The organism is Mesorhizobium sp. M0968, assembly GCF_040319065.1.
In the GTDB taxonomy this organism is placed as follows: domain Bacteria; phylum Pseudomonadota; class Alphaproteobacteria; order Rhizobiales; family Rhizobiaceae; genus Mesorhizobium.
The window spans coordinates 122,365-134,707 of the sequence record NZ_JAMYNL010000010.1; the positions used below are offsets into that span (position 1 = coordinate 122,365).

The 12,343-nt window shown below is 58.4% G+C and carries 9 protein-coding genes; 5 read left to right on the forward strand and 4 right to left on the reverse strand.

Translation table 11 applies throughout. The features are described from left to right. Positions 1-20 precede the first annotated feature (20 nt). From NKH67_RS19305 to nifA, 3 genes are all read right to left on the reverse strand, one after another. Complete coding sequence (locus NKH67_RS19305) at positions 21-1,061, reverse strand: LLM class flavin-dependent oxidoreductase (RefSeq protein WP_352915431.1); 1,041 nt, start codon at positions 1,059-1,061, stop codon at positions 21-23. A 91-nt stretch (positions 1,062-1,152) separates the two neighbouring features. After that, positions 1,153-2,292: a histidinol-phosphate transaminase gene (gene hisC, locus NKH67_RS19310; protein WP_352915433.1), complete on the reverse strand. Its 1,140-nt coding sequence runs from the start codon at positions 2,290-2,292 to the stop codon at positions 1,153-1,155. Positions 2,293-2,530: 238 nt separating this feature from the next. After that, positions 2,531-4,303: a nif-specific transcriptional activator NifA gene (gene nifA, locus NKH67_RS19315; RefSeq protein WP_502893774.1), complete on the reverse strand. Its 1,773-nt coding sequence runs from the start codon at positions 4,301-4,303 to the stop codon at positions 2,531-2,533. A 997-nt stretch (positions 4,304-5,300) separates the two neighbouring features. Between nifA and NKH67_RS19320 the strand changes: the two genes are divergently transcribed. Together NKH67_RS19320 and NKH67_RS19325 are read left to right on the forward strand one after the other, a co-directional pair. Next, complete coding sequence (locus tag NKH67_RS19320) at positions 5,301-6,629, forward strand: dicarboxylate/amino acid:cation symporter (protein ID WP_352615322.1); 1,329 nt, start codon at positions 5,301-5,303, stop codon at positions 6,627-6,629. A gap of 302 nt (positions 6,630-6,931) precedes the next feature. Next, on the forward strand, positions 6,932-7,963 hold the full coding sequence (locus tag NKH67_RS19325) for a LacI family DNA-binding transcriptional regulator (protein ID WP_352466665.1): 1,032 nt from the start codon (positions 6,932-6,934) through the stop codon (positions 7,961-7,963). A gap of 580 nt (positions 7,964-8,543) precedes the next feature. On the opposite strand, the gene NKH67_RS19330 is transcribed toward NKH67_RS19325, so the two are convergent. Then, positions 8,544-9,473, reverse strand: a complete 930-nt coding sequence (locus NKH67_RS19330) for a LysR family transcriptional regulator (RefSeq protein ID WP_352591353.1) — start codon at positions 9,471-9,473, stop codon at positions 8,544-8,546. 266 nt (positions 9,474-9,739) lie between these two features. Between NKH67_RS19330 and NKH67_RS19335 the strand changes: the two genes are divergently transcribed. The 3 genes from NKH67_RS19335 to nodC are packed head-to-tail and all read left to right on the forward strand — an operon-like array spanning position 9,740 to position 12,329. Next, entirely contained in the window at positions 9,740-10,333 is a 594-nt protein-coding gene (locus NKH67_RS19335) for a NodA family N-acyltransferase (protein ID WP_352483781.1), read from the forward strand. Next, entirely contained in the window at positions 10,330-10,989 is a 660-nt protein-coding gene (nodB, locus tag NKH67_RS19340) for a chitooligosaccharide deacetylase NodB (RefSeq protein ID WP_352466666.1), read from the forward strand. The genes NKH67_RS19335 and nodB overlap by 4 nt, the downstream gene beginning before the upstream one ends. A 14-nt stretch (positions 10,990-11,003) precedes the next feature. Beyond that, a complete protein-coding gene (nodC, locus tag NKH67_RS19345) occupies positions 11,004-12,329 on the forward strand; it encodes a chitooligosaccharide synthase NodC (protein ID WP_352466667.1) in 1,326 nt (441 codons plus the stop codon). Positions 12,330-12,343 lie beyond the last annotated feature (14 nt).

Below are 12,343 nucleotides of genomic sequence, written 5' to 3' on the forward strand. Positions count from 1 at the left end.
TCAGACCGCGAATTTCACGGTCAGACAAGTCGAGCCATGATTTCGGATTGAATGGTCGTCGCGGTGTACAGGGAAGCATCTAGCGGCAGATTCCCAAATGCCAGTTGACAAAGAAGGTAGTTAGCACCTGCCTCTTCCAACTGACTGAGCAGAGCTTCTCGCACAGACGCTGCTGATCCTACCACGCACAATTCACTCTCGACTGCCGCATCGAAGGTCAGCGGCAGGTTGGGTGGAGTGGGGATAGCGTTAAGCTCGTAAAGGAATTGGAAGCTCTTGAGCCATCGATCGTAAGCAGGTGCCGCGAGCGAATAGGCATGTGTGTCACAACGCCCAACCACGACCATGCGGAGCAATCCAATAAATGGCGCTCGATCGCCCGCGCCAGTGTTGTCCTCTTGATAGGCGCGGAACGCATCAGTAGTTTTGCGAACAGAAGAGGAAGGTCCTACACACGCGATATTTGCTCCATTCGCAGCGGCCCAGGCTGCGGACTCGGGTCGATTGGCGGCGACCCATGTCGGCGGATGTGGACGCTGATGAGGTCTTAGCGTCAAAGGAACGTCATTGAGCTCAAAATGGCGGCCTTGATAGCACAGCGTGCCAACCTTCATGGCATTAACAAGTATTTCAACAAGAATTTCGCTGGCTTCCGCATAGCGGCCCGGCACCGCGTCCGCACCAATCCCGAAGTAACCCAATTCGATCGGGAGAGCACCGCGCCCTATGCCCAGTTCGAGCCTGCCACCGCTCAACTGGTCCAGCATACAGATCTCTTCGAACGCACGCAGCGGATGATAAAGCGCAAGCAGCATCACCAAGGGTCCGAGACGCAGGCGCCGGGTGCGCTGGGCGACGCTCGATAAGAACAGATTCGGCGATGGACCTCTCCCATGGGGGGTACAGTGGTGCTCTGCGAGATGATAGGCATAGAACCCTAGCTGATCGCACGCCTCTGCTAATATCAGACGATCTTCGTACTGCCGGGCGATATCGAGGCCGTCCTCGTCCAGATGATCGAAGATGCCGAAGGCTAGGTTTGAAGGAAAGACGTTTGTCACTCGATATTGTCCCCGATTTTAAAGAAAAATGTTGTCGTGCTTGGGTGACCAAGCAAGTCTAAAGATAGCAATGTGTGATATCGGATTAGCGTCAGCGTACCGAACGAGCAGAGCCTGACGCTTCCCTGCCCGTGGTGCTTGGTATGTTTAAGCTTCCAACTATATCGCGAGCGGCAGCAAGAAATGCATCCAATTGCTCTTTTGTGCCGATGCTGACGCGGATGCAATGTTCCAAACCATTGTCCGGAAAGTAGGCAACGAGTATCTTTTGCCTTTCCAACGCTGCTTGCCACCATGAGCCGTCCTGTCCCGCTGGCACACGGGCTAGCAAGAAATTTGCGTGGGAGGGCGTTACGGAAAATCCAAGTTGCGACAGTGCGGCTGTCACTCGCTGTCGTTCATGTCTGATGTGCTTGTGGTTCTCTGCGTAGGCGCCGCGATGCGCAAGCACGCTGATACCAACCGCATGCCCGATCACGTTCATGTTGAAGACGTTCTGGATGTTGCGCAGCCTGCCAATAATCTCAGGGTGACCGAAACCGAAACCGACGCGAATGCCGGCGGCGGCATAGCTCTTCGAAAATGTTCTCAAGATCAGAAGGTTCGAATAACGGTTGATGAGGCGCAGCCCGTGATCGGGTGCAAAGTCGACATAGGCCTCATCAAGGACGACCAGGCGATCCGATTGTGCCACGAGGCGTTCGATATTGCTTATCGAGAGGAATGTTCCGGTCGGATTGTTTGGATTGGCCACCAGAATGAACTTGGCGTCTTTTGCCGGACCGGAAAGCAATTGCTCCATTGGCAGCGAATGAGTTTGACATCCGATCTCGAGAAACTCAGCACCATGCAACATGGCAAGTTTGCGGTTGAACGAAAACCCTGGCGATATCATCGCCACCTTGTCGCCAGGGGCGAGGAAAGCTCTGTAGATGAGTCCGAGCAGTTCAGACGACCCGTTGCCTGCGATGACCTGATCCGTGGATACGCCATAGGTACTGGACGCTGCTTCCCTCAAGCTGATGTTATCGTCGTCCGGATACAGATACTGGCGATTGAGGGCCGCCACTGCACTTTGCATTATGATTGGCGGCAACGGAAACGGGTTCTCATTCGTATTCAGCTTGACAAAACTTTTGTCCGGCGCTGGTCCGTTGGACGGCAGAGCATCTAACTGTCGCGTCCCTTGCGGAAGAGACGAAAGCACAGCTTGCAGTTTTGCATCGGACATATTTTATCTCCGTTTCAGTCGCACAGGGGCATCCGTGTGAGCTCGCAACGAGAGCAACATGGCGGACGGATTGACGATGGCAGCGTCGCCTTTCACAAGATGGTCGCAACGCCGGCTGCCACGACGGGAATTCGGCCAGGCTGTCCTCGGTCAGATCGACTTGACGCGGACGCGGATCTGCATCCCTGCGCGGGCCAAGCCGCTAAGCGGTCTCAGCTAATCCGCCTGAGTCATGCTTTCACAGACGCTTGACCTCGATGCCGTATTTCCTCAGCACGTAGCCAATCTGGCGCGGGGTCAGTCCAAGCAGGCGCGCCGCCTTTGCCTGCACCCAGCCACATCTTTCCATGGCAGCAATGACGCGCTCGGCGTCGGTGGTCCTCGCGCCCAATGAGTGGGTTGCTCCGGCAGGCGGGACTGTGGTGGCGGCCGAATGAGCGGCCGCATCCGGCGGCGTGGCCGGATTCACTGCCTCTGGGAGGATTGGCGCTGGTTGGAGCGCGGCCTTGCCCGATCTGCTCTTCCGCAGCGCCTCGGCAAAGCATTGGTCGTGGGAGCACGCAAAGTCGTTTCTCCCGATTGATCGTCCCTCCGCCAGGATCGCTGTCCGGTGCACGCAATTTTCAAGCTCGCGAATGTTGCCGGGAAATTCACATTTCATCAGTACTTCAATCGCACGCGGATCGAAGGTCAGCGTACGGCCGTTCTCATCGTTGAAATTCTTGAGAAACTCAGCTGCGAGGAGCGGAATATCGCTGCGCCTTTGGCGTAATGCCGGCACCAGCAAGGGAACCACGTTGATGCGATAATATAGGTCGGCGCGGAACTCATTCCTTGCAACCGCCTCTTCAAGGTTCCTGTTCGTGGCGGCAATCACGCGAACGTCGACCTTGATGGTCTGGTTGCTGCCGACGCGCTCAAACTCCTGCTCCTGCAGCACGCGTAGTAGCTTTGCCTGGAAGGAGGCCGAGATCTCGCCGATCTCATCCAGAAACAACGTCCCCTTGTCGGCGAGCTCAAAGCGACCCTTGCGGGAATTGAACGCGCTTGTGAAGGCACCCTTCTCATGACCGAACAATTCGGATTCCAGGACTGTCTCTGGCAGCGCTGCACAATTGAGTTTGATGAAGGGCCGCTTGGCGCGCGGCGACAACTCGTGAATTGCCTTGGCGACCAGCTCCTTCCCGGTACCGGATTCGCCTCGCAACAGAACCGTGGTCTTTGCCTTAGCTACCACTGCGATCTTCTCGAGCAGCGCGCTTAGCGCCGGACTATCGCCAATCATCCCCTTGACGTGAACCTTCTTGCGCTGCGGTGCAGGGTGCTTGACATCAGAGAATTGCGTTTGCAGCCGATCTTCCACCTCTGTCGGTCGTTCGCGGTCGCCCGCGGAGAAGCGGTGCAACTTGACTGTCTGTCCCACCATGTTGGCGATCATGGTGAGCAGCCGGACATCATAATCGAGCCGATACGTTGACCTGCTGTCCAAGGCGCGGTCGATAGTCAGCGTGCCTACGGCGTTCCCATCAACACGAATGGGAACGCCGATGAAGGACACGGGGTCGGAGGCCCCAAGCACCTCTATGTCAGCGGCAGTGAAGGCCGAATGCACCGCTATGTTCTCGGCGACGAGCGGCGTGTCCGTCGTCACAATCAGATCGATTGCCTTGCGCGGCAGGCGCATCCGGGAGCGCTCATCGCTGTTCTCGTCGCAGCCGGTGACTACGGTGATGTCCAGTACGCCCTCAGCGTCGAAGAGAGCGATGATGCCGTGCCGCATCTGCACAAACGAGGGCAGGAGATCGACGACCTTGGCCAACGTGACTTCGAGCCGGGCGGGGTCGGTGAGTACTTTCGATATTTCGAAGATGCCGGTAAGCGCGTGCTCGTGCGATGGCACAAAAGGGACCGCGGTGTTCATCTCGGACTTTGGGTAAGCCCTTTTCGCATCCGGAAGCGAAATGCGGCACTCGCTGGCATTTTGTTCTGATTTGGGAATGTTGTGGTGCATATGATCCTCGATCTCGCGCCATGAAATGCATGCCGGCGGCATGTGCGCCCGCGACGTCGCGGGCAAGCGCGAAAATGCTCTGACGTGAACTCGTGCCACCGCCGTGTGGTCGAGTGCAAAGCGGGTCGACCCCTGACGCATCGCTTGGCTCTCCCTCCACGAAGCTTGGCCACGTTCTCGGCTTGCACGGGGGCAACCACACGTTGATTTTCAAAAGACTGGAGCGAGGCGGGATAGTCAATCGAGCTTTCTTTCATTCGTGAAAGGAAACCTCGCGGCCTATGATAGAATTCATCAGTTCTAATTTTTGTCGGCGATGTTGAACGACAGAAATACGGCGCCGGCGATGCGGTGCCCGAGCGGCTGACCGCGCCGAGTTGCCGGGCCGTGCCAGTCACCAGCGCCTGCGAACCAGGGGCGGGAGCGATAATCACTGCCGACGACACTGGTCGGTCGCGGCAACCGCCATTTCCTCGATATTGATGACGCAGATAAGGCGGCGGCGTCGCGTGTGAAGGCGCGAAGCTGGCGGTCGAGCGCGGCTTTCTCGGCGGTGCTCGGAACTTCTGAACCGCATCGTCGCGGTCAGCACCAGCGGCGTCAATCCCTACGTCTCGACGTCGCTTTCAAGCTGTCGCTGCAGCGGCAGCGCGGCAAAGAACACGGCAATTCTCCGCTCTGGTGCCAGCGATGCGGCCCTTCCCAAAGTCGGCAAACCGAGGAGCCCACCACGATGTGCAGCAAAACCGCAAGCCAGAGAGACCGACCGGCAATCTGCCGGAGAACATCAAGCGCGTGCTGGACGGCGGCCTTGTCATTCGCGTCTGTGCCACCGCATTCATCCCATCATTGGCGAGCCAACGTCAGTTCAGGTCATGCGGATCCATTTGGCATGGGTATTGCGGCGGCGTTGGTGCAGCGTTCGACCGGAGCGCCGCGATAGGGAGAAGCCCGGGAGAAGTCACGCCACCTCGATCCGGTCAGGGAGAGAGAAACAGTGTCAGCTGCACAAGTCCGCGGCGCGAGTCCCGCGCCCCGCAAACCCTTCTATGCCAAGCTTTACGCGCAGGTGCTTGCCGCCATCGCCCTAGGCGTCGCAATTGGCTATTTCTATCCGGGGACCGGCGAGAGCCTGAAGCCGCTGGGTGATGCCTTCATCAAGCTGGTCAAGATGATCATCGCGCCTGTCATCTTCCTGACAATTGCGACCGGCATTGCCGGCATGAACGATCTTCACAAGGTCGGCCGGGTCGCCGGCAAGGCAATGGTCTATTTCCTCACCTTCTCGACGCTCGCGCTGATCGTCGGCCTGATCGTCGCCAATGTCGTCCAGCCTGGCGCCGGCCTCAACATCGATCCGGCCTCGCTCGATGTCCAGGCCGTGAATACCTATGCCGCAAAGGCCCACGAGCAGTCGGTCACCGGCTTCCTGATGAACATCATCCCGCCAACGATAGTCGGCGCCTTCGCGGAAGGCGACATCCTGCAGGTGCTGTTCTTCTCGGTTCTGTTCGGCATGGCGCTCGCGATGGCCGGAGAGACGGGCAAGCCTGTCGTTTCCTTCCTTCAGGCGCTCATCGCGCCTGTCTTCAAGCTCGTCGGCATTCTGATGAAAGCCGCGCCGATCGGCGCTTTCGGCGCAATGGCCTTCACCATCGGCAGATATGGCATCGGTTCGGTCGTCAACCTCGCGATGCTGGTCGCGACGTTTTATTTCACCGCCTTCCTCTTCGTGTTCGGGGTTCTCGGCGCGGTCTGCCGCTACAACGGCTTTTCGATCTGTTCTCTTATTCGCTACATCAAGGAAGAGCTGCTGCTTGTCCTCGCAACGTCCTCCTCGGAGGCCGCGCTCCCCTCGCTCATGCAGAAGATGGAGAAGGCGGGCGCCAGGCGTTCGGTTGTGGGTCTCGTCATCCCGGCCGGATATTCGTTCAATCTGGACGGCACGAATATCTACATGACCCTGGCGGCCCTCTTCATCGCGCAGGCGACGAACACCGATCTGTCAATCGGCGATCAGGTGCTGCTGCTGCTCGTTGCGATGCTTTCCTCCAAGGGCGCTGCAGGTGTGACAGGTGCGGGCTTCATCACCCTGGCGGCTACGCTCGCCGTAGTTCCGAGTGTTCCCGTTGCTGGGATGGCCCTGATACTCGGCATCGACCGCTTCATGTCCGAATGCCGGGCGTTGACGAATTGCGTTGGTAACGCAGTGGCATCCCTCGTCGTCGCCCGCTGGGAAGGAGAATTGGACCAAGCGCAGATGAAAGCCGCCTTCTGCGGTCATCAGCTTGCCGAGGCATCAAACCGGCTATCCTCCGCCGAGTAAGGGCGACGCACCGCGACCGGTTTCGCCAAGCTGGTCACATGACCTGAACGATCGACTCGCAGGCTCTAAACGGCGCCTCACGGACCATGTATCAGAAGCGCTAAATGTGTGAGTGCAAATCATCGCCGCCCTAAGCGAATGAACCTTCCGTTATACCCGGCCGGTCTACGTCTGGAGTAGTCCAATACGCTGTCGATCATTCAGTATGCGGGCGTCTTCACTTTGCCCACCCGAAAGCATTGTCGAATCGCGCTAGGTGACAGAGAGCCAGCCTGCGTCAAAAACCAATCAGAATAGGACCCATGACCAAGCGCCCCACAATTACCGATCTCGCCCGCGAAGCCCGAGTCAGCGTAGCAACGGTCGATCGGGTTCTGAACGCCCGCCATCCGGTGCGCGAGGAGACCGCGCGGCGGGTCCACGACGCCGCCCACGCGATCGGCTATCATGCTGCCGGGCTCATCAAGCAGCGCTTGCGGCGAGACCTACCGTGCTACCGTCTGGGCTTCATCTTGAGAAAACCGGCCCAGCATTTCTACCAAGACTTTGCGCGCGAGGTCGAAGCGTCGGTCAATTTGGCCCAGTCCTTCCACGGCATTCCGCTCATCCAATTCGCCCCGTCACATATGCCGAGCGACCTAATCGCACCGCTCAAGGATTTGGGCGCACGCTGCCATGCGATCGCGATGGTGGCACCGGACCACCCAAAAATTACAGCAGCGGTTGAGGACCTCAAGGCCAAAGGCATTCCGGTTTTCTCGCTGCTTTCCGACTTCGCCGCCGGCGTGCGACAGGGCTATATCGGCCTCAACAACCGCAAGGTGGGGCGCACGGCCGCTTGGATGGTGTCCAAGGTCGCAAAACGGCCCGGCAAGGTGGCGGTGTTTGTCGGTAGCCATCGTTTCCAGGGGCACGAGCTCCGTGACGTCGGCTTTCGCTCCTATTGCCGTGAGAACGCGCCGACGTTCGAGGTGCTCGATCCGCTTGTGAACCTGGAGAAACGGCAGGTCACCTACGAGGCAACGCTTGATCTCATGCAGCGGGAACCCGAGCTCGTCGGCTTCTATGTCGCCGGGGGCGGCATGGAGGGCGCCATCTCCGCGGTCCGGGAAGAGGGTAAAAGTCGCGATCTCGTCGCGATCGTGAATGAAATCACGCCGGAATCTCGGGCGGCACTCGCTGATAACATCATCACGATGGCGGTCGCCACGCCAATGCGCCGGCTTTCCCAGGAGCTGATAACGCTGATGACGCGGGCTATCGAGACCGGCACTGCTGAAACACCAGGACAGACATTTCTGCCGTTCGACATTCATCTGCCGGAAAATATATGAAACTGATGGCTTCTATCGTAAGCGGGGAAGTTTCCTTTCATAAATGAGAGAAAGTTGATTGATGATCCCATCCACGCGGGGTAGCCGCACCCCACAGGCCTCAGCCGCGGCCCAGGATGAAGCCAATTGGGTGAACGGATCGGCCACGCGTTCAGGGCGGAAGCGCGAGGTAAATTGCCTACATCCGCAGCGTCAATCGCGACCGGCTTCATTGCCAACATCTCGACGTTGTCGGTGCAGGGCGGTGTCGTCAAGGATGCCTCACGCCAGTAGCCGAGCGAGGCCGGCACAGTCCGTTGGGATTGACCTCGTCGACCGGCATCTCCTCGCCTGGCCGCGCGTGAAAAGCCGCGGCAAGGCCGGCAAAGTTGGCATTTGAGTGGGGCTAGACATCTTCTGGGACTTCGCACGCGAAATCGGAGGCGGCAGTCAACTCAGCACCAACCCGGGCATGTGTTCTGCTCGTTACTGGCCCTCGTACTCAGCAAGGAACTGCGCCGCTCTGCCGAGCCAAAGGCCTGACGCCCGAATGGCAACCGCTCCTACGCGATCGCGACCGCCTCCAGGAAGCCCGAGACGCTCAATAGCTTTCAAGCAAAGGCGCCAGGCGAGATGCCTCCTGCAACATCATTTCCCGCATCCACAGGCTTGCCGGATCAGTATTGTGAAGCGCGGGCCATTGGACGGCCTCCGTGAATGCGGGATGAGGAAGTGGCGGCGGAAGTTCGACGATCCGCAGGGGTGTTGTTTTTGCGAAATGCTGCGCCAGCCGTAAGGGCATGGTCCCGATGCGGTTGGTGCCTGATAGGACGGGCGCGATCAGGCTAAAGCCCTGTACGACGACCTCGATACGTCTCTCGAAACCGTGCTCGAGCAAATACCACTCCTCCATGGTGGGCTGCCGGGTGTGCCTGAATTTGAGCACGACATGCCCCATCGACAAGTATCGCTCGAATGTAAGTGGCTCTGACAGCTGCTTGTTCGTGCCGCAGCCTACGCATACGAGCATATCTTCGAACAGGGCTGCGCGAGGATGTTTCGACATGAACACTTCCGGCATAATCAGAAAATCAACGTCGCCGCGCCGGAGAAGCTCCTCGGGGTCGTCGCAAATAGGCAGACATTCGAAGCGGACGGCGGGAGCTTCCCGCGCAGTACGCTCTACGATCCTCTTAAAAAGCACGAGCGTGAGGTAATCGGAAAGCATGATTCGGAAGAGACGATCCGATTGGGCTGGGTTAAAGGCGTCGGAGGAAATAATCGATAGCTGGATGTGCAGCAATGCGTCCCGGACTGCTGGGGCAAGCCCCTCCGCGCGCGGTGTCAAAATGAGCTCGCGGCCGTTCATCGTAAATAGCTCATTGCTGAAGTAGGCGCGTAACCGAGCGACGGCGGCGCTCATGGCCGGCTGGCTCAGGTTAATACTGTTGGCCGCGGCAGTGACTTTACGCTCCCTGATCAGAGCGTCCAGCACAACGAGGAGATTCAGATCCAGCCCCTTAAACCGCATATCCTGATCTATCCAGCGTGTGGATGGGCATCATCTAAACAATCAATTTTACGAATTTACGAACCATGCATTAGAGGAACGTAAATGACCGACGTCAAGCTCAAATCGACGGCGCCGCGACGGGCGGGAACATCGAGAGAGCTCATTGGCGAGCCCCACCGGCTGGCTCACCTTCGCTAACGACAACGGTTGAGTGCAGCCAACAACGCCGCCGCTTTGGCCGGGTAATGCGGCCCGCAAGAAACTATTTTGAAGAGAGGTCCTGAATGCGCCCTCAGGTGCAGTGGAAATTGTGCTGGGAAAACGAGTTGCAGCTCTCGGACCACGTCGAGCTCGCCCAGTTCTTTCGTAATACCTACGGGCCGACTGGGGCGTCCAACGCAGAACCGTTCGAAGGTAGTCGAAGCTGGGCCGGCGCCAGGCCTGAACTCCGCGCAATCGCCTATGATTCGAACGGTGTAGCGGCTCACATGGGCATACTGCGCCGTTTCATCAAGGTTGACGCGGTCGATCTGTTGGTGGCTGAGCTGGGCCTGTACGGGGTACGTCCGGATCTTGAGAGTCTCGGAATCGCCCATTCAATCCATGTCGTGCTTCCAATACTGCAGGAGCTTGGCGTTCCATTCGCTTTCGGAACCGTCCGGCACGCGCTGCGGAATCATGTTGAGAGGTTCGGGCGGCGATACAGCCCTTTGGCCGTCTTGTCGGGAATTCGCGTGCGCTCCACCCGACCAGAGGCGCGCCTCGACCTGCCGCCCACACGCATTGATGACGCACTCACCATTGTTCTGCCAGTTGGACGGCCGATCAGCGAATGGCCCACGGGCACGATGATCGATCGGAACGGACCAGAGCTATGAGCCGTCCCGATTGCTTGTACGAAGTGCGCCGTGAGTGCTCTGACGGCACCGGCCGTCGCAGCGTTTATCTGACGTTTGACGACGGTCCCAATCCACTTTTCACACCGGAGATTCTGGATGTGTTGGCAGAGCAGCGGGTGCCGGCGACTTTCTTCGTCATCGGCGCCTACGCCTTAGAGCACCCGGATCTAATCCAACGAATGTTTGCAGAAGGGCACGAGCTAGGCAACCACACGATGACTCATCCGGATCTGTACAAATGCGGCTTCGGCGAAGTGCAACGTGAGATTTTTGAAGCGAACGGCGCCATCATGAGGGCGTGCCCTCAGGCCTCGGTGCGCTATATTCGCGCGCCCTACGGCGCCTGGAGCGAAGAAATCTTCACAGCGTCACAGATCGCCGGGCTGACGGCCCTCCATTGGTCCGTCGACCCTCGAGATTGGTCTCGCCCTGGGGTCGACGCGATTATCGATACCGTGCTCGCCTCTGTCCGGCCGGGCGCAATCGTACTCTTGCACGACGGATGCCCTCCCGGCGAGTTGAGCCAGGGCGCTCACGCCGGTCTGCGCGACCAGACGGTCACGGCGCTGTCCCGTCTGATTCCAGCACTTCATGAGCGCGGATTTGTAATCCGCTCACTTCCTCAACATCACTGAACAAACGAGATCCCATGACTCTTCTTGGTACAACCAGCACTGTGGCCATTTCGCTTTATGCACTGCTCTCGACTGCTTATAAGAGCATGCAGGGGATTTATGCTCTGCCGACAAACGACTCATCGGCGTTGGAGGATCTCGTCGGCTCCGATCAACTGCCCAGCGTGGATGTCATCGTCCCCTGCTTCAACGAGGATCCGCGCACGCTTTCAGAGTGCCTGGCGTCCATTGCAGACCAAGAATACGCCGGAAGACTTCGGGTCTATGTGGTTGATGACGGTTCTGGAAATCGCGAAGCCGTAGGAACTGTCCACGAAACCTACGCGCGCGACCCTAGGTTCGACATCATTTTGCTTCCCGAGAATGTTGGAAAGCGCAAGGCGCAGATCGCCGCGATACGCCGCTCATCCGGGGATTTGGTGCTTAACGTTGATTCAGACACGATACTCGCGTCCGACGTCATCACCAAGCTTGTACCGAAGATGCGAGATCCAGCGGTCGGCGCAGTCATGGGTCAGTTGATTGCCAGTAACCGGAGCGAGAGCTGGCTGACAAGGCTGATAGACATGGAGTACTGGCTGGCTTGCAACGAGGAGCGCGCGGCACAGGCTCGCTTCGGTGCCGTTATGTGCTGTTGCGGCCCATGTGCCATGTACCGCCGGTCTGCGCTCCTTTTGTTACTGGACCAGTACGAGTCGCAATTTTTTCGGGGCAAGCCAAGCGACTTCGGGGAGGATCGCCATCTCACTATCCTCATGCTGAAAGCAGGCTTTCGAACCGAGTACGTTCCGGGCGCCATCGCGGCCACAGTCGTTCCGAACAGACTCGGACCGTATCTGCGCCAACAACTCCGTTGGGCACGAAGCACATTCCGGGACACGCTGCTTGGGCTGCGCTTGCTGCCCGGCCTCAATAGCTATCTCACGTTGGACGTGGTCGGACAGAATCTCGGGCCGCTACTCCTCGCCCTATCGGTACTAACGGGCCTCGCACATTTCGCACTGACAGGCACTGTGCCTTGGTGGACAGGACTGATGATTGTGTCCATGACCATGCTCCGATGCAGCGTGGTAGCATTTCGTGCTCGACAGTTTCGATTTCTGGGCTTTTCCCTGCACACGTTCATCAACATCTTTCTCTTACTTCCCTTGAAGGCCTACGCGCTGTGTACATTGAGCAATAGCGATTGGCTGTCGCGAAGCTCTGCTGTCGCTACATCGAACACTGGGGGAAAACAGGCCCCCACCCAAACTCCGATCACTGGATCAAGCAGGGCAGAATTCTCACCGCATGCGGCTCCGCTTCGCAGGCTCAATCTTGCGCGGATTCTTCGGGATTAGCGCTGTCGAGCAAC

What these genes read in the sequence shown, in the direction of transcription:
- hisC (WP_352915433.1), bottom strand. Translation starts at nt 2,292, where the DNA reads ATGTCCGATGCAAAACTGCAAGCTGTGCTTTCGTCTCTTCCGCAAGGG.
- nifA (WP_502893774.1), bottom strand. Translation starts at nt 4,303, where the DNA reads ATGCACCACAACATTCCCAAATCAGAACAAAATGCCAGCGAGTGCCGC.
- NKH67_RS19325 (WP_352466665.1), top strand. Translation starts at nt 6,932, where the DNA reads ATGACCAAGCGCCCCACAATTACCGATCTCGCCCGCGAAGCCCGAGTC.
- NKH67_RS19330 (WP_352591353.1), bottom strand. Translation starts at nt 9,473, where the DNA reads ATGCGGTTTAAGGGGCTGGATCTGAATCTCCTCGTTGTGCTGGACGCT.
- NKH67_RS19335 (WP_352483781.1), top strand. Translation starts at nt 9,740, where the DNA reads ATGCGCCCTCAGGTGCAGTGGAAATTGTGCTGGGAAAACGAGTTGCAG.
- nodB (WP_352466666.1), top strand. Translation starts at nt 10,330, where the DNA reads ATGAGCCGTCCCGATTGCTTGTACGAAGTGCGCCGTGAGTGCTCTGAC.
- nodC (WP_352466667.1), top strand. Translation starts at nt 11,004, where the DNA reads ATGACTCTTCTTGGTACAACCAGCACTGTGGCCATTTCGCTTTATGCA.